This window comes from Aestuariivirga sp. (assembly GCF_041738905.1).
Taxonomy (GTDB): domain Bacteria; phylum Pseudomonadota; class Alphaproteobacteria; order Rhizobiales; family Aestuariivirgaceae; genus Aestuariivirga.
This window is the reverse complement of sequence record NZ_JBGSOZ010000198.1, coordinates 12,651-29,409: the sequence shown is the minus strand read 5'-3', so window position 1 is coordinate 29,409 and position 16,759 is coordinate 12,651. Positions and strand designations below refer to the sequence as shown.

At 63.3% G+C, this 16,759-nt stretch carries 11 protein-coding genes and 1 pseudogene; 7 read left to right on the top strand and 5 right to left on the bottom strand.

The genetic code is table 11. The features are described 5' to 3' along the window. Window positions 1–136: 136 nt before the first annotated feature. The 3 genes and pseudogenes from ACEW8Q_RS19200 to gltX all read right to left on the bottom strand — a co-directional run. Window positions 137–637: pseudogene (locus ACEW8Q_RS19200) on the bottom strand (serine hydrolase domain-containing protein); the annotation flags it as partial. A gap of 140 nt (window positions 638–777) precedes the next feature. After that, window positions 778–2,079 carry a citrate synthase gene (gene gltA, locus ACEW8Q_RS19195; RefSeq protein WP_373505673.1) on the bottom strand — a complete coding sequence of 434 codons (1,302 nt, stop codon included), beginning with the start codon at window positions 2,077–2,079 and terminating at the stop codon, window positions 778–780. A 178-nt stretch (window positions 2,080–2,257) separates the two neighbouring features. Further along, window positions 2,258–3,679: a glutamate--tRNA ligase gene (gltX, locus tag ACEW8Q_RS19190; protein ID WP_373505672.1), complete on the bottom strand. Its 1,422-nt coding sequence runs from the start codon at window positions 3,677–3,679 to the stop codon at window positions 2,258–2,260. 176 nt (window positions 3,680–3,855) lie between these two features. Between gltX and ACEW8Q_RS19185 the strand changes: the two genes are divergently transcribed. From ACEW8Q_RS19185 to ACEW8Q_RS19170, 4 genes are all read left to right on the top strand, one after another. Next, window positions 3,856–6,054 carry a ComEC/Rec2 family competence protein gene (locus ACEW8Q_RS19185; RefSeq protein WP_373505671.1) on the top strand — a complete coding sequence of 733 codons (2,199 nt, stop codon included), beginning with the start codon at window positions 3,856–3,858 and terminating at the stop codon, window positions 6,052–6,054. Window positions 6,055–6,085: 31 nt separating this feature from the next. Then, window positions 6,086–6,373, top strand: coding sequence for a chorismate mutase (locus ACEW8Q_RS19180; RefSeq protein WP_373505670.1), 288 nt, complete (start codon window positions 6,086–6,088; stop codon window positions 6,371–6,373). A gap of 39 nt (window positions 6,374–6,412) precedes the next feature. Next, entirely contained in the window at window positions 6,413–8,359 is a 1,947-nt protein-coding gene (locus ACEW8Q_RS19175; RefSeq protein WP_373505669.1) for an FAD-dependent oxidoreductase, read from the top strand. A gap of 341 nt (window positions 8,360–8,700) precedes the next feature. Further along, the gene (locus tag ACEW8Q_RS19170) at window positions 8,701–9,621 is read left to right on the top strand and encodes a tetratricopeptide repeat protein (protein ID WP_373505668.1); all 921 of its coding nucleotides are present in this window, start codon (window positions 8,701–8,703) and stop codon (window positions 9,619–9,621) included. A 1-nt stretch (window position 9,622) separates the two neighbouring features. On the opposite strand, the gene ACEW8Q_RS19165 is transcribed toward ACEW8Q_RS19170, so the two are convergent. Continuing rightward, window positions 9,623–9,994: a YbaN family protein gene (locus tag ACEW8Q_RS19165; protein ID WP_373505667.1), complete on the bottom strand. Its 372-nt coding sequence runs from the start codon at window positions 9,992–9,994 to the stop codon at window positions 9,623–9,625. 48 nt (window positions 9,995–10,042) lie between these two features. Between ACEW8Q_RS19165 and ACEW8Q_RS19160 the strand changes: the two genes are divergently transcribed. Beyond that, entirely contained in the window at window positions 10,043–10,834 is a 792-nt protein-coding gene (locus ACEW8Q_RS19160; protein ID WP_373505666.1) for a DUF502 domain-containing protein, read from the top strand. A 6-nt stretch (window positions 10,835–10,840) separates the two neighbouring features. On the opposite strand, the gene recG is transcribed toward ACEW8Q_RS19160, so the two are convergent. Further along, the gene (gene recG, locus ACEW8Q_RS19155; protein WP_373505665.1) at window positions 10,841–12,958 is read right to left on the bottom strand and encodes an ATP-dependent DNA helicase RecG; all 2,118 of its coding nucleotides are present in this window, start codon (window positions 12,956–12,958) and stop codon (window positions 10,841–10,843) included. Between recG and ACEW8Q_RS19150 the strand changes: the two genes are divergently transcribed. Together ACEW8Q_RS19150 and mfd are read left to right on the top strand one after the other, a co-directional pair. Further along, window positions 12,957–13,283: a succinate dehydrogenase assembly factor 2 gene (locus tag ACEW8Q_RS19150; protein WP_373505664.1), complete on the top strand. Its 327-nt coding sequence runs from the start codon at window positions 12,957–12,959 to the stop codon at window positions 13,281–13,283. The genes recG and ACEW8Q_RS19150 overlap by 2 nt on opposite strands. Continuing rightward, window positions 13,280–16,759, top strand: a complete 3,480-nt coding sequence (mfd, locus tag ACEW8Q_RS19145; protein WP_373505663.1) for a transcription-repair coupling factor — start codon at window positions 13,280–13,282, stop codon at window positions 16,757–16,759. Before ACEW8Q_RS19150 ends, mfd begins: the two co-directional genes overlap by 4 nt.

The following is a 16,759-nucleotide window of genomic DNA, read 5'->3' as shown; positions in this document are numbered from 1 at the left end:
TGGCCGCCAGGCGGCAGGACTTGGCGTCAAAGTCGGTACGGAGTGGCAAGGCGGGCATGGTATCGCTCCCTGTTTCCCACCTTGAATCAATTCACAGCTGATTTGTGAAGCCCCAGAGTCACCTTCAACGCGGATTGGTATAACCTGCCCGGAAACTGGAGGACGGCGGCACGGCGCCGAGGCGGCGTAGCACGTGGTTGCGATCGAAGCCAATCGCTTCCAGGTCGTTGCCTGCATCACCGGGAAGCCCGCTGCGATGCGAAAACAGGTCGCGCACCGTCACTTGCGATGTGGGGTAGGGATCAAGCAGTTGGAACGAGGGCAGCAGATCGGCGATGCGCGAATCCCAACTGGCCACGCCATCGCTCACAAGTGCCGCGACGACGGTCGAGGAGATCGGTTTTGACAGCGACGCAAGCTGGAACACCGTGTCGGCATCCACCGCATCGGGCTTGCCGATGTCTCGCAGACCGAAGCCCTTGACATAGACAACCTCGTCATCGTGCACGATGGCAATCGACAGTCCGGGCACATCGCCCTTGGCGATAACCTGGTTGATGAGTTCCTCGAGTTTCGGGATCGCCGAAACGATCCGGTCGCGCGGCACGGGCTCGGCCGCTGCGGCCATCATCCCCATGGCAAGGCATGTCGAGGAGATTACGGTCGCCAGCCGAAACAATGTGCCTTCCAGAGTCAGCATGGGCCCGTCTCCTCTGATCATGTTCAGCGGAGACTATCTGGCTGCTGCTGCCATGCAAGCCGAAAGGGCTTTGCCGCCTACTTGCCCCGCATCGTCACCGGAACATAGTCGCGGCGGGGCGCGCCGGTGTAAAGCTGGCGGGGACGGCCGATCTTCTGGCCCGGGTCCTCGATCATTTCCTTCCACTGCGAGATCCAGCCGACCGTGCGGGCCAGCGCGAAGAGCACGGTGAACATCGAGGTCGGGAAGCCCAGTGCCCGCAGGATGATACCCGAATAGAAGTCCACGTTCGGGTAGAGCTTGCGGTCGATGAAGTAGGGGTCGGAGAGAGCCGCCTTCTCGAGTTCGCGGGCCACTTCGAGCAACGGATCATCCTTGATTCCGAGTTCGGCCAGCACCTCATGCGCCGTCTTCTGCATGATCTTGGCGCGCGGGTCATAGTTCTTGTAGACGCGATGGCCAAAGCCCATCAGGCGGATGTGCGAGGTCTTGTCCTTCACCTTGGCGATGAACTCCGGAACCTTCGATGGGTCGCCGATTTCCGTCAACATCTGCAGGGCCGCCTCGTTGGCACCGCCATGTGCGGGGCCCCACAAGCAGGCTATACCCGCCGCGATGCAGGCAAAAGGATTGGCGCCCGACGAACCGGCGAGACGCACCGTCGAGGTGGAGGCGTTCTGCTCATGGTCCGCGTGGAGGATGAAGATGCGGTCCATGGCGCGCGCCAGTACCGGGTTCACAACATACTCCTCGCAGGGCACGGCAAAGCACATGCGCAGGAAGTTCGCCGAATAGGACAGCGAGTTCTGCGGATAAACGAAGGGCTGGCCGATGTGATACTTGAACGCCATCGCCGCAATCGTTGGCAGCTTGGCGATCATCCGGTGGGATGCGATCTCGCGCTGGCGCGGATCGTTGATGTCAGTCGAGTCGTGATAGAAGGCCGACATGGCGCCGACCACGGCGACCATTACCGCCATCGGATGCGCATCGCGGCGGAAGCCCTGGTAGAACCGGGTCATCTGCTCGTGCACCATCGTGTGGTAGATGATGTTCTTGTCGAATTCCTTGCGCTGCGATGGCGTCGGCAGTTCCCCGTAGTAGAGCAGGTAACAGGTCTCGAGGAAGTCGCCGCTCTCCGCCAGTTGCTCGATCGGGTAGCCGCGATAGAGCAGAACGCCTTCGTCACCGTCGATGTAGGTGATCTTCGACTCGCAGGATGCGGTCGATGTGAAACCGGGATCGAAGGTGAATGCACCGGTCTGCGCGTAGAGCTTGGTGATATCGACCACGTCAGGGCCGATGCTTCCCGATTTCACCGGCATGTCCACGGTCTTGCCGCCGAATGTCAGGACCGCCTTGTTTGCATCGTCAGCCATGCTGCTCTCCCATCTCATCTGGTCATTTGGAACGGACTATTGCACTGCACCCAAAGAAGGTCAACGTGGCTGACCTGATGCTTTCGTCGGCGCCTCCATGCATCAAGAACCGACGGAGCGGCCTGGATCATCGGCTCCCTGACTGACTTCGCAAGTCATTCTTGCGTGAGACGGTCCTTCAGGCGGCCTGATCACCAAGACGTGCAAGCGACTCCTCGCGGCCCAGAACCTCGAGCACGTCGAAGATGCCGGGAGAGGTCGATGTGCCGGTCAGTGCCGCGCGGAGCGGCTGGGCCAGCTTTCCGAGCTTCAGTCCCTGTGCTTCGGCGTGGGATTTTACAGCAGTTTCAAGATCATGCGCGATCCAGTTCTCGACCTGGGTCAGCACGGGGAGAACCCCCTTCAGTGCTTCCGCGCCCCCATCCTTGATGATCTGCTGGGCCTTCTCGTCCATGGCCAGTGGCCGCTGGGCGAAGAGGTAGGCGGTGCTCTTCATCAGTTCCACCAGCGTCTTGGCGCGCTCCTTCAATCCCGGCATGGCACGCATAAGCTTGGCCATCATGGCCTCGTCGATGTGGGCAAGCAGCGCCTTGCCGCCCTCGGCATGGGGCAGGAAGTCGATGAACTGGGTGAGAAGCATGTCATCCGGCGTGTGGCGGATGTAGTGGCCGTTGAGGTTTTCGAGCTTGGCAAAGTCGAAGCGCGCGGCGCTCTTGCCGATCGACTCGAGGTTGAACCACTCAACCATCTGATCCGTCGAGAAAATCTCGTCGTCCCCGTGGCTCCAGCCAAGCCGCGCCAGATAGTTCCGCATGGCTTCGGGCAGGTAGCCCATGGCACGGTATGCTTCGACGCCCAGCGCCCCGTGGCGCTTCGAAAGCTTGGCGCCGTCCGGACCATGGATGAGGGGAATGTGGGACATGTGCGGCACGCGCCAGCCCATGGCCATGTAGATCTGCGTCTGACGCGCGGCATTGGTCAGGTGGTCGACGCCGCGGATGATATGAGTGACGCCCATGTCGTGGTCGTCCACGACGACGGAAAGGTTATAGGTGGGATTGCCGTCGGACCGCAGGATGATGAGGTCGTCGAGGTCCTTGTTGGGGATCACCACGCGGCCCTGAACGGCATCGTCGATGACGGTTTCGCCCACTTGCGGCGCCTTGAACCGGATCGCCGGTTTCACGCCGGCGGGGGCTTCCGAAGGGTCGCGGTCGCGCCACGTTCCGTCATAGCGGATGGGCCGCTTCTCGGCTTCGGCGCGCGCGCGCATCTCTTCGAGGTCTTGCGGGGAACAGTAGCAGCGATAGGCCTTGCCCTGCGCCAGCAACAGTTCGGCCACCTCGCGATGGCGAACCGCGCGGCCATATTGCGACACGGGCTCTCCGGCCCAGTCGAGACCCAGCCAGGTGAGGCCCTCGATGATCGCGTCGATGGCAGCGGCGGTCGAGCGTTCGCGGTCGGTGTCCTCGATGCGGAGCAGCATCTTGCCGCCGGTCTTCCTCGCATAGGCCCAGTTGAACAGCGCCGTCCGGCCGCCGCCGATATGGAGATAGCCCGTGGGCGAGGGGGCGAAGCGGGTGACGACAGGCGACGACATGGGCATCGGTCTCCGGAGGAACAGCATGAAGTGTGAGTTGAGCGCCGCTTAGCACACGGCTGCGACCGGGGTCCACCCTTGCGGGGAACGTCGCCGTTCTGCAACCGGCCTCAACTTCCGATGACACTTACGTAAGGAGATGCCTATAGTGTCGCTAGGGAAAGCAGGTGGCGCACATGGGGCAGCCCTCCACGGCGGGGGTCCTGGACAACGGGATTGCGGACGATCATGCGCCATCGGGCCTTCGTGTCCGGCATTGGCTGGAGGCGGCGTTCGCACGTCAGCAGGGCCGGCTGTTCCTCTGGTGTCCCGCCGCTCTGGCCCTAGGCATCTGGATCTACTTCGGCCTGCCGGGCGAGCCTTCCCTTTACGTCGCTGCGGCGATTGCGACAGCCGCAGCCATGCTCTTGTGGTTTGGCCGGAACTCATCGCTGGCCATTCTCGTGGCCTTGGTCGCCGCCGGGTTCGTACTGGCGAAGGCCCGCAACGACATCGTCGCCGCACCGCTTCTCGGCGCGACCACTGGCGAAGTGGCGGTCACGGGCCGCGTGGTTTCGGTAGAACGCGCGGCGCGGAAGAGGATGGTCATCATCCTCGCGCCCGACAATATCGAAGGGCTGCAGCCGGACCGCATTCCGGAGCGGCTGCGGCTTTCCGGCTTTGCCAAGCTGGGACAGCCGCTCATTGGCAGCCGCGTGTCCTTCAAGGCGAGGCTGTCGCCGCTTCCCACGCCGGTCCAGCCGGGCGGCTTCGACTATGGCCGGAAACTGTGGTTCGACAGCGTCGGCGGAACCGGGCGGATCACGACGCCCATCACGACGCTGGATGCGAGCGTTCCGCTCCGCGCGAGGCTCGATGCGACCCTCTCCGGCATTCGCGCCACAATGGGGGCGCGCATTCATGCCGCACTGGAAGAACCCTATGCGTCCTTCGCCGAAGCCCTCATCACCGGCGAGCGCAGTACCATCCCGAAGGAACTGAACCAGAGCCTTCTCGTCTCAGGGCTCTTTCACATCCTTTCCATCTCGGGCCTTCACATGTGGCTGGTGGCCGGTGGCGTGTTCTGGACGGTGAGGGCTGGACTGGCCCTCGTTCCCGTTCTTGCCCTCCGCTACCCGATCAAGAAATGGGCCGCCGCCGCCGCGCTGGCGATGGGGCTCTTCTACATGATGCTGGCGGACTCGGGCGTGGCCACGCAACGATCCTTCGTCATGATCGCCGTGGTCTTCTTCGCCGTGATGGTGGACAGGCCGGCGATCTCTGTCCGCAACCTCGCGATCGCCGCACTTCTTGTCCTGGTGCTGGAGCCGGAAGCGGCAGTCGAGGCGAGTTTCCAGATGTCGTTCCTCGCCGTGCTGGGGCTTGCCGCCTTCTACGAGACCTGGGCCCGGTTTCGTGCCGGCGGGGAGGGCGATACGAGAGACCGGCACTGGGCGCTCCGCATCATGTTCTGGCTCTTGGCAGCGACGGCTGCAAGCTTGCTCACATCCCTGGTGGCGGGTGTCGGCTCCACCATCCCCGCCGCCTATCACTTCGGCCGGGTGTCACCCTACAGCCTCGTCGCCAACGGGCTGGCGATCCCGGTCATCGGACTTGTCGTGATGCCCTTCGCATTGTTGTCCGCCGTTCTCATGCCCTTCGGACTGGAGGCATGGCCGCTCATGGTGGTGGCGAAGGGGCTGGAGCTTGTCATCGCAATCTCGAACCACGTTGCGGGCCTTCCCGGTGCGGATTCCGTGATGAGCCAGCCATCGGCGGCGAGCGTGATGTTCATCGGCGTGGGAACCATCGTCCTCTGCCTTCTTGCCGGGCCTGTCAGGCTGGTGGGGCTTGCCGTGGCAGGCGTGGGTGGACTTCTGCTGCTTCTGCCGCCGCCAGCGCCGGACATTCTCATCGAGCGCGCCGGTGCGAATGTCGCCCTTCGCGATCCTGAGGGCCGGCTCGTTCCGACCTTTCCAAATCGTGCCCGGTTCACGGTAGAGAAATGGCTGCAGGTGAATGGCGAGGAGGCAAAACCGGCCGAAGCTGCAAAACGCCCTGCCTGGACCTGCAAGGAAAACCGCTGCACGGCGATGGTGAAGGGAAGGCGCATCACCTATGTCACTCGCGCCGAAGGAAAACCCGTCGACTGCTCGGGAACGGACATTCTCATCACCGATTTTCCATTGCGCGGCGGATGCAGAACTGTTGCCGCCCGCATTGACCGTTTCGACCTGTGGAAATCCGGCGCGCATGCGCTTCGCATCGGTCCCGAAGGCTTATCCATCGAAACGGCGCGAGCCGCACAGGGCAACAGGCCGTGGGTGGTGAAGCCCGAGCGCCGCGCCACGCCGTACATTCCTCGTCCGCCAAAGCTGGACGTTTCGCCAGATTGACGGCACAGGACTTTCGCGGCAAGAGGCAGGCATGCCCAAGATCAGCCAGACAATCACCATGAGCGATATCCGCAAGGAGATCGACCGCATCGACGAATCGCTCATCAAGCAACTGGCCGAGCGCCAGCGCTGGGTGGAGAAGGCCGTGGTGGTGAAGAAGCGCGACGGACTCCCCGCCCGTGACGATGCCCGCATCCAGCAGGTCATCGACCATGTCCGCGTTCTGGCCCGCGCCCACAAAGTCGATCCGGCCCTCGTCGAGGCCATGTGGACGGAGATGGTCGAATGGTTCGTTGCATACGAGGAACGCTCTATCTGACTCTCGACGCAGCAAGGCTCGCGGCGCTAGAACGGCCTCATGCGCTATCCAAATCTCTTCTCGCCCTTCACCCTCAAGTCCACAGAGATCCGCAACCGGATCTTCTCCACGGGCCACGACACCTACCTGCCTGAGGGCGGGCTCCCGTCAGACTCGCTGATCGCCTACCAGCGCGCGAGAGCCAGGGGCGGCGCCGGGTTGATCGTCATTCAGGTGGTCGGCGTCCATGAGACCTCGCGCTACACCGAGGCCCTGTTGATGGGGACATCGGACGATTGCATCGCTCCCTTCAAGCGGTTGATCGACGCCATTCACGCGGAAGGCTCGAAGGTCTTCGTCCAGCTCTTTCATCCGGGCCGTGAACTCCTCGGCCGGCCTGATGGCGTGATCCAGCCTGCCTTCGCGCCGTCGCATTCGCCGTCCGAGCGCTTCAAGGTCATTCCGCGCGAGATGTCGCAGTCCCTGATCGGCGAGATCCTCGATGGCTTCGGCCAGGCCGCGCGCCGCATGGCGGAGGCCGGGGCGGACGGCGTGGAGATCGTGGCGAGCCATGGCTATCTCCCCTCGCAGTTCATGAATCCGAAGGTGAACCACCGCGCCGATCAATATGGCGGGTCCTTCGACAACCGCATGCGCTTCTCCCGCGAGGCCATCTCGACCATCCGCGCCAATGTGCCTTCGGGATTCATCGTCGGCATGCGCATGTCGGGCGACGAGCATGACGAGGACGGGCTGGTCGAGGACGATTCGGTCGCCATCGCGCGCGCGCTTGCGCCGGAACTCGATTATCTCAATGTCATTGCAGGCACCTCCGCCACCGCCTCGGGTGCCACGCACATCGTGCCTTCCATGGCAAACGAGCATGGCTACGTCGCCCCCTTCGCACAGAAGGTGAAGCAGGCGACGGGCAAGGCGGTTTTCGTGGCGGGCCGCATCAACCAGCCGCAGATTGCCGAACAGGTGCTGGCATCAGGAGCAGCCGACATGTGCGGCATGACCCGCGCCATGATCTGCGATCCCGAGATGCCCAACAAGGCGAAGGCCGGCAAGAGCGACGACATCCGCGCCTGCATCGGCTGCAACCAGGCCTGCATCGGCCACTTCCAGCTTGGCCTCTCGATCTCCTGCATCCAGCATCCGGAGACCGGTCGCGAACTTCAGTTCGAAAACAAAGGAAAGGCCGTAACACCACGAAAGATAATGGTAATCGGCGGCGGACCGGCGGGTCTCAAGGCGGCGGCAGTTGCGGCCGAGCGCGGCCACGAGGTTCACCTCCATGAGCGTGAGGCACAGACCGGGGGCCAGGCGAGGCTGGCCCAGCTCCTCCCGAAGCGCGCCGAGTTCGGCGGCATCATCACCAACCTGACCGCAGAAGCTGAACGCCATGGGGCCGTCATCCACCGCCGCAGCGAGGTAACCAAGGAGCTTCTCGAGCGTGAGAGGCCCGATGCCGTGATCGTCGCAACCGGCTCGAAACCGCACATGCCGCCGTTTGAAGGTGAGGCTGCCCAGGTCGTTCATGCGGCGGACATACTTGCTGGCCGCGTCACCACGGGATCGCGCGTGGTGGTCTATGACTGGATGGGCGACTGGACCGGTTCGGGGATTGCCGAGCGGCTGGCGGGCGAGGGGGCCCATGTGCGCCTCGCGGTCAACCACCATTGCGCCTCCGCCACGATCCAGACCTATACGCGCTTCGAGCAGATCGCCCGCCTGCACCGGCTGGGTGTCGAGGTTCATCCTTGGCTTCGTCTTTACGGCGGCGATGGCCGCACCGCCTATTTCATCCACACGCCGTCCCGCGAGGCCGTGGTGATGGAGGATGTCGATACCATCGTCCTCAACACCCCGAACCTGCAGGAGGACGGCCTGACTGGCGTGCTGCAGTCGATGGGGATCGCGCATCATCTCGTCGGCGATGCCCTGAGCCCGCGAACGGCGGAAGAAGCCGTCTACGAAGGGATGATGGCGGGCCTGGCGGTTTGAGATACCTGCCTGTTGCTCTTATGCAACTATGGATCGAATTGTGACGGTCATCCAAATCCGCCCGAATCTCAACCTTTTATCCGCCCAAATTGCTCAATAGCTTGGCGATCCGCTCGGGAGAAATCCCGGCGCGGATTCGAGAGGGGCTCCGGGCAAGGGCAACGTTGATTGAGCACAGCGGCATGGAGGCTGGTGTGTGGCGTTGGGCTTGTGACCGGCATCGTTCTCGAAGTCATGTGAAGAGTTGATGAGAGAGTGGCGTCGGTCAAACGATGAGTATTTCCGGTATCATTTCAGGCTTCGTGTTCTTGAAACACGTCTTCCGGCTGCGTTGAGACAACGTGTCGAACACGCGGGCGGTTGAGGCATTGGAACGAGACGGCACCTGGGCCGTTGTCCGGCTTTTGCTTGCGGCGATTCTGGTCAGTGTCGGTTTCACCGCAAGTGCCCGTGCTGCAGATGATGGCCCACTTGCCGAGTTCTATTCCTATCTGCCTGCGGCACCGGAGCTGCGCCTTCCGGAAATCAGCATTCCTTTCTGGACTGACGATCTGAAGAAGGCCAAGCGGGCCTATCGGAACGGGAATTACGACCGCGCCATCAAGCTTTTCCGCCGCTCCTCGGACGACGGCAACATCGTGGCCGACTGGTATCTGGGCCACATGTACCGCCAGGGCCGGGGCGTGCCGCGCGACGATGCCACCGCCTACAGCTATTACAACCGTGTCGCCGACCACTACGACCCTGATGAGGACGACCAGAACCGTTTGCGGATCATCGTCGATTCGATGATCCGCATTGCCGACTATCAACGCACGGGAGCGGCGAATGCCGGCATCAAGGCCGACCCGCAGGCCGCCGCCCGCAGCTACATGAAGATCGCGACCGCCTATGGGCATCCCGCCGCGCAATACGCATTGGGCGTCATGTCCATCAAGGGGCAGGGCATGAAGAAGAACCCGCAGCAGGGATTGAAATGGCTCATGGCATCCGCCCGCAAGCGCCACGCACCGGCCGAAGCCTATCTGGGCGAACTCTACTGGGAGGGAAAGCTTGTCCGTGGAGACCGGACCCGCGCCGTGATGTGGTACATCCTCGCCCGCCAGTCCGCACGCCCTGAAGAAAATCCCGAAATCTTCGACCGCGCGCTCCAGCTCGAATCGAATGTCGGGCAGGACGAGCGGATCGAGGCGGAGGCCCGCGCGAAAGTTTGGGACGACCAGTATCCGGCCAAGCGCGGCCGGTCAGCCTCGAACGATTGAATTATCCGCTGCGCCGCCGGCTCGGCCGGGAGAGGATATAGGCGGCAACGCCTGCCATCGCGAGACCGGCTGCAATGACAGCCCAGGCCGGTGCGCCCGATCCGAAATGGAGATAGCCGAGCATGGCCGACATCATTGACATGGCGATGATCTTTGCGCCGAGCGGAATGACGCCCTCGTCCTGCCAGTCACGGATATAAGGTCCAGCCAGCCGATGGTTGCGGATCTTCTCGGCCATTTCGGGCGATGATTTCGAGAAGGCCCAGACCGCAAGCAGCAGGAATGGCGTTGTCGGCAGCAGTGGCATGATGATTCCCAGCGCACCGAGGCCGACGCACATCCAGCCAGTGCCGAGCAGGAGGGGCCGTTTCAAGGCATTCAACGTTGTTGTCCCTTCCGCCTTGCGGATGTTCGGTTCATCATGTCTACTCGTCCGCTCATGGCCAGAAAGTCCGATACACGCTCCCAACTGAAGGTGGTCGATGTCGAAATCAAGACACAGACCTCATTCTTCGGGAAGTTGCGCGCCTATTTCTTCACCGGACTTGTCATAACGGCGCCGATCGCGATTACCGTGTGGGCAACCTACTGGTTCGTGACTCTCTTCGATGCCTGGGTCAAGCCCTTCCTGCCCGCGGCCTACAACCCTGACAATTACCTGCCGGTCCGCGTGCCGGGCTTCGGCCTCGTCTTCGCGCTGATCACCATTACCCTGATCGGGTTCTTCGCCGCCAATCTCGTGGGCCGCACGCTCATTGGGCTGTGGGACAAGGTGCTGAACCGCACCCCCATCGTGCGCTCGATCTACAAGGGCTCGAAGCAGATCTTCGAGACCCTGTTTTCGCAGAAGGGCGCCTCCTTCCGGTATGTTTGCCTCGTCGAATGGCCGCGCAAGGGAGCGTGGTCCATCGCCTTCGTTTCGCGCGACGTGGATGGCGGCCACATTGGTCTTGAGGAAGGCCGCGAAATGTATGCGGTCTATGTCTCGACCACGCCCAACCCCACATCGGGCTACGTGTTTTTTGTCGATGTTGGCGAAGTGAAGATCCTCGACATGAGCGTCGAAGACGGGTTGAAGCTCGTCATCTCCATGGGACTCGTCTTCCCTGACCGGCCGCTGGAACCAGAGGAAGAAGTGAAGTTTGCCGACTTGCCCGCCGCCGAGCCTGCCGAGAAGAAGAAAGTTCTGCGCAAGAAGAAGGCCGAAACCTGAAACGGCCTAGCCCGCGGACAGCAGCCTGATCGCCTCTTCGCGCTCGAACAGATAGAGCAGGATCTTCAGCGCCTCGCCGCGCTCGGATTGAAGCTTCGGATCGCGGTTCAGCACCAGTTGCGAGTCGTCACGCGCAGCGGCCAGCAGGTCGCCATCCGTCGCTAGGTCCGCCATTCGGAACAGCGGAAGGCCCGATTGCCGCGTGCCCAGCATTTCGCCGGCACCTCTCAGCCGCAGGTCTTCCTCCGCGATGCGGAAACCGTCCTCCGTCTCCCGCATGATCGAAAGCCGAGACTTGGCCGTCTCGCCCAAAGGCTCCTGATAGAGCAGCAGGCACGTCGATTTGCCCGATCCCCGCCCGACGCGGCCACGCAACTGGTGGAGCTGTGCCAGCCCGAAACGCTCGGCATTCTCGATCACCATGGCAGTCGCCTCGGGCACATCCACACCCACTTCGATCACAGTGGTCGAGACCAGCAGCTGCAGGGCGCCCGCCTTGAAGTCGGCCATGACGCGGTCTTTCTCAGGTCCCTTCATCTTGCCGTGAACCAGTCCGACCTTGCCCTTGAAGACCAAGGCGAGGGCCGTGAAGCGGTCTTCCGCGGCGGCGAGGTCGACGAGTTCGCTTTCCTCCACCAGTGGGCAGACCCAGTAAGCGCGATGCCCTTGCGCCAATGAACGGCCAAGTCCCTCGACCACCTCGTTCAACCGCGACATGGGGATCACGCGGGTATCTATGGGTTGGCGGCCCGGCGGTTTCTCCGTGAGCTTCGAGACATCCATGTCGCCATAGACAGTGAGTGCCAGGGTGCGGGGAATGGGGGTCGCCGTCATCACCAGAAGGTCGGTGGCGCCACCTGCCTTGGCTTGAAGCGCCAGCCTCTGGTGGACGCCAAAGCGATGCTGCTCATCGATCACCACGAGGCCAAGATCATGGAACGATACGTCGTCCTGGAACAGCGCGTGGGTGCCCACCACGATTCCGATCTCGCCCGATTTGACCCGCGCCAGAATCTCCTCGCGCGGCTTGCCTTTCTCGCGCCCCGTCAGAAGTGCGACTGCGATGCCAGCCGCCTCGCAGAGTGCCGTCAGCGTGGCGAAATGCTGACGCGCCAGGATTTCGGTCGGCACCATCAACGCGCCCTGGGCACCGCTCTCGACTGCGGCGGCAAGCGCCAGCAATGCGACCACCGTTTTGCCCGAGCCCACATCACCCTGCAGGAGCCGCAGCATGCGTTCCTCCGACGCCATGTCCCGCAGAATTTCGCCTATGGCTTCGGTTTGCGCGCCCGTCAGGCTGTAGGGCAGGGCGCTGACCAGCTTCGCCCTCAATTCGCCTGTGCCCGGCAGCCTCCGTCCCGCCGCTCGCTTCATGTTGGCCCGCACGAGTGACAGGGCCAGCTGGTTCGCCAGAAGCTCGTCATAGGCGAGCCTGCGGCGGGGCAGCGACTCGAGTCCGACGGAGGCAGGTGTTTCGGGATGGTGCATGGCCTTCAGGGCCTGGGCGAAAGAAGGCCACTGGTGCCGCTGCAGGAAGGCGGAGTCCTGCCACTCAGGCAATTCCGGCAGCTTCTCCAGCGCCTGGGCGATGGCTTTCACCAGCACCTTGCCGGAAAGTCCTTCGGTCAGCGGATAGACCGGCTCGATCAGCGGCATCTTCTCGAACTGGTCCGCCGTCAGGATATGGTCGGGGTGAGCCATCTGGGGCTCGGTGTTGAACCAGTCGATCTTGCCGGAGATGAAACGCGTCTCGCCCTCGGGCAGCATGCGCTTGATCGAGTCCGCATAGGCGTGGAAGAACACCAGCGTCAGCATTCCCGTGCCATCGTAGACATCCACCCGATAGGGCAATCGCTTGTTCATCGGCGGCGGAGGCCGATGCTTGGCGACGTGAGCCTCGATGGTGACGACTCCGTCTCGCGGCAGGTCCGCGATGCGCGGGCGGAAACGGCGGTCCACGAGGCCTGACGGCAAGTGGAATAGCAGGTCGATGATCCGTGTCGTATCGCCGGGCGTTCCGTGTGACGGCCGCAGGAACGGCGCCATGAGCTTGTCGAGCTTCTGGCCGATGCCCTTGAGGCCGGCAGCCCCGGCGAAAAGCGGATTGAGGAGCGGTGGACGCATGGGCCTATTTCAATGGGAACCGGTTGCGGCGCAAGTGGGGTTGGGGCATGACACGCTCGCAATGAACAGCCCCTCCGACATCGACGTCCGCCGCAAGCGCCTCCTGTGGCGCGCCACGCACCGTGGCATCAAGGAAATGGACCTCCTGCTGGGCGGCTTCGTCACCCGGAACCTCGACGCCTTCACGCCCGCCGAAATCGCCGAGCTTGAAGCCATCATGGACATTCCGGACCAGGAAATGCTGAGCTGGGCCACGAAGCAGGAACCGGTTCCGCCCGAACATGCCTCGGGCCTTCTCGGCCGCATCCTCGAATACACGCTATGATCGATCTCGCCAGACTGAAGCCCCGCCTGAAGCTGCCGGGCCGCACCGCCGTCTCGGGCGTGCCGCAGGGCCTCGATGCCATGCTCCTGCCGCTCATTGCGAAGGACGTCGGCAAGCGCGTGGTGGTGCATGTGGCGGTCGATGACGCGCGCGCTGCTATCCTCGCCGACCAACTCGCCTATTTCGCGCCGAAGCTGGAAGTGCTGCGGTTTCCCGCCTGGGACTGCCTGCCTTATGACCGCGTGTCGCCGGTGGCCGACATCGTGGCGCGGCGGCTGGCGACCTTGGCCCGTCTCCTCCAGCCGATCACGCAGCCGGTCGTCCTGCTCACCACGGTGAATGCGGTTTTGCAGCGCGTGGTGCCGCGCAGTCTGATCGAGGGCCAGACCTTCAGCGCCGCGCCGGGCAACCGTGTGGGGTCCGACAAGCTGATTTCGTTCCTGAGCGAAAACGGCTTCTCGCGCACCGGCACGGTGGTCGACCCCGGCGATTTCGCCGTGCGGGGCGGCATCGTCGACATCTTCCCGCCGGGGTCCGATGCGCCGGTCCGGCTCGACTTCTTCGGCGACACGCTGGAATCGATCCGCAGCTTCGATCCCGAATCCCAGCGCACGACGTCGACGCTGAAGCGCTTCACCCTCAACCCGGCCAACGAGGTGTTGTTGAACCCCGATTCCATCGGCAGGTTCCGCAAATCCTATGCCGAAGCCTTCGGCGGCATTGACATCAACGATCCGCTCTACGAGAGCGTCACGGCGGGCCGGAAGTACCAGGGCATGGAGCACTGGCTGCCGCTTTTCCACGATCACCTGTCCACGCTGTTCGATTACCTCGATGACCCGGTCATCACGCTCGATCATACGGGCGATGAATCCGCCACCGCACGGCAGGAGCAGATCGCGGAATTCTACAATGCCCGGCGCGAGGGCCTCGACAAGAAGGAAACCTTTGGCGCGGCACCCTACAAGCCGGTGAAGCCCGAGACGCTCTATCTCACCGGAGATGAATGGTCGGAAATCCAGACCAACTACACGGTGCTGCCGTTCTCGCCTTTCGAGAGCCCGGACTCGAACGCCATCTCCTTCGGGGGCCGGCGCGGCCGCAGCTTCGCGGCCGAACGCAGCCAGCAGGGCGGCAATGTTTATGAAGCTGTGAAGGCCCACGCCGACGACATCCGCACCAAGGGCCGCCGCGTCGCCATCGCCTCCTGGACGGAGGGTTCCCGCGAACGGCTGGAGTCGATCCTGAAGGACCACGGCACGGCACCGCTGGCCTCCGTCAAGAGCTGGGACGAGTTCCTCGGCTGGGACAAGGCCATCGCGGGTCTTCTCATGCTGGGGATCGAGGAAGGCTTCGAGACGGAAGACTTCGTCATCATCGCCGAGCAGGACATCCTGGGCGATCGCATGGTCCGCCGTGGCCGCCGCACCAAGAAGGCTTCCGACTTCATCTCCGAACTCTCGGCCCTGTCGCCCGGCGATCTTGTCGTCCACGTCGATCATGGCATCGGGCGCTTCGAGGGCCTCAAGACCATCGAGGTGCAGGGCGCACCGCATGACTGCCTGTTCCTCACCTACTCGGGCGGCGACCGCCTGTTCCTCCCCGTCGAGAACATCGAACTCCTGTCGCGCTATGGTTCCGACGAGCAGGGCGTGCAGCTTGACAAACTGGGCGGCGGCGCCTGGCAGGCTAAGAAGGCGAAGCTCAAGGAGCGCATCCTCAAGATCGCCGAGGGCCTGATCCGCACAGCCGCCGCGCGCCAACTGAAGCCGGGAGACGTGCTGCCGCCGCCCGAAGGCGCCTACGAGGAATTTTCGGCCCGCTTCCCCTATGAGGAAACCGAGGACCAGCTCACCGCCATCGAAGCGGTCATCGAGGACTTCCAGAAGGGCCGCCCGATGGACCGCCTCGTCTGCGGCGACGTCGGCTTCGGCAAGACGGAAGTGGCGCTGCGCTCGGCCTTCGTCGCCGCCATGAACGGCAAGCAGGTGGCCGTCGTCGTTCCGACCACGCTTCTGTCGCGCCAGCATTTCGCCACGTTCCAGAACCGCTTCAAGGGCCTCCCCATCAACATCGCGCAGGCTTCGCGCATGGTGCCTAAGAAAGAACTCGACCAGGTGAAGGCGGGCATCACGTCAGGTGACATTGACATCGTCGTCGGCACCCACGCGCTACTATCGGGTTCGATCAAGTTCCGCGATTTGGGACTGCTTGTCATCGACGAGGAGCAGCACTTCGGCGTCAAGCACAAGGAGCGGCTGAAGGAACTCCGCACCAACGTCCACGTACTGACGCTGACGGCCACCCCCATCCCGCGCACGCTACAGCTTGCCTTGTCGGGCGTGCGTGAATTGTCGCTCATCACGACGCCGCCCTTGGACCGGCTTGCGGTGCGCACCTACATCACGCCCTTCGATCCCGTCATCATCCGTGAAAGCCTGCTGCGCGAGCATTTCCGCGGCGGCCAGAGCTTCTATGTGGTGCCGCGCGTGACCGACCTTGACGAGATCGCTGCCTTCCTCAAGCAGAACGTGCCCGAAGTGAAGTTCCGCATGGCGCATGGCCGCATGCCGCCGACCGAGCTCGAAGACATCATGACAGGCTTCTACGACCGCAAGTTCGACGTGCTGCTCTCCACCACCATTGTTGAATCCGGCCTCGATATCTCGACCGCCAACACGCTCATCATCCACCGCGCCGACATGTTCGGCCTGGCCCAGCTTTATCAGCTCCGTGGCCGCGTGGGGCGCTCGAAGCAGCGCGCCTATGCGATCTTTACCACGCCCGCCAACAAGACGCTGACCGCCGCCGCCGACAAGCGCCTGAAAGTTCTGCAATCCCTCGACTCGCTCGGCGCAGGCTTCACGCTGGCCAGCCACGACCTCGACCTGCGCGGCGCCGGAAACCTTCTGGGCGACGAGCAGTCCGGCCATATCAAGGAAGTGGGCTATGAGCTCTATCAGCAAATGATCGAGGAGGCCGTGGCGCAGCTTCGCACCGGCGAGGACACGCTCGAGTCCGACGGGCAATGGTCGCCGCAGATCAACGTGGGCACATCCGTTCTCATTCCGGAATCCTATGTCGAGGACTTGCAGGTGCGGCTCGGACTCTACCGCCGCCTCGCCGACCTCCACGACCAGCAGGCCGTCGACGGCTTCGGCGCCGAACTCCGCGACCGCTTCGGGCCGCTGCCGGAGGAAGTCCATCATCTGCTGGCGGTGGTCTCGATCAAGCTCCTCTGCCGCGCCGCCAATGTGCAGAGCGTGGACTCAGGGCCAAAGGGCGCCGTCATGGCCTTCCGTGGCGGGGCCTTCGCCAACCCCGGCGCGCTGGTGCAATGGATCACCGGGCAGGGAACGCTCGCCAAGCTCCGCCCCGACATGAAGCTCGTCATCATGCGAAACTGGTCCACCCCCGAAGACCGCCTCAAGGGCACGCGGCAACTGATGCAGACGCTGGTGAAACTGGCGGCTTGA

Excerpts from the sequence above, each read along its gene's own strand:
- gltA (WP_373505673.1), bottom strand. The coding sequence starts at position 2,079 with ATGGCTGACGATGCAAACAAGGCGGTCCTGACATTCGGCGGCAAGACC.
- gltX (WP_373505672.1), bottom strand. The coding sequence starts at position 3,679 with ATGTCGTCGCCTGTCGTCACCCGCTTCGCCCCCTCGCCCACGGGCTAT.
- ACEW8Q_RS19185 (WP_373505671.1), top strand. The coding sequence starts at position 3,856 with ATGGGGCAGCCCTCCACGGCGGGGGTCCTGGACAACGGGATTGCGGAC.
- ACEW8Q_RS19180 (WP_373505670.1), top strand. The coding sequence starts at position 6,086 with ATGCCCAAGATCAGCCAGACAATCACCATGAGCGATATCCGCAAGGAG.
- ACEW8Q_RS19175 (WP_373505669.1), top strand. The coding sequence starts at position 6,413 with ATGCGCTATCCAAATCTCTTCTCGCCCTTCACCCTCAAGTCCACAGAG.
- ACEW8Q_RS19160 (WP_373505666.1), top strand. The coding sequence starts at position 10,043 with ATGTCTACTCGTCCGCTCATGGCCAGAAAGTCCGATACACGCTCCCAA.
- ACEW8Q_RS19150 (WP_373505664.1), top strand. The coding sequence starts at position 12,957 with ATGGGCCTATTTCAATGGGAACCGGTTGCGGCGCAAGTGGGGTTGGGG.
- recG (WP_373505665.1), bottom strand. The coding sequence starts at position 12,958 with ATGCGTCCACCGCTCCTCAATCCGCTTTTCGCCGGGGCTGCCGGCCTC.
- mfd (WP_373505663.1), top strand. The coding sequence starts at position 13,280 with ATGATCGATCTCGCCAGACTGAAGCCCCGCCTGAAGCTGCCGGGCCGC.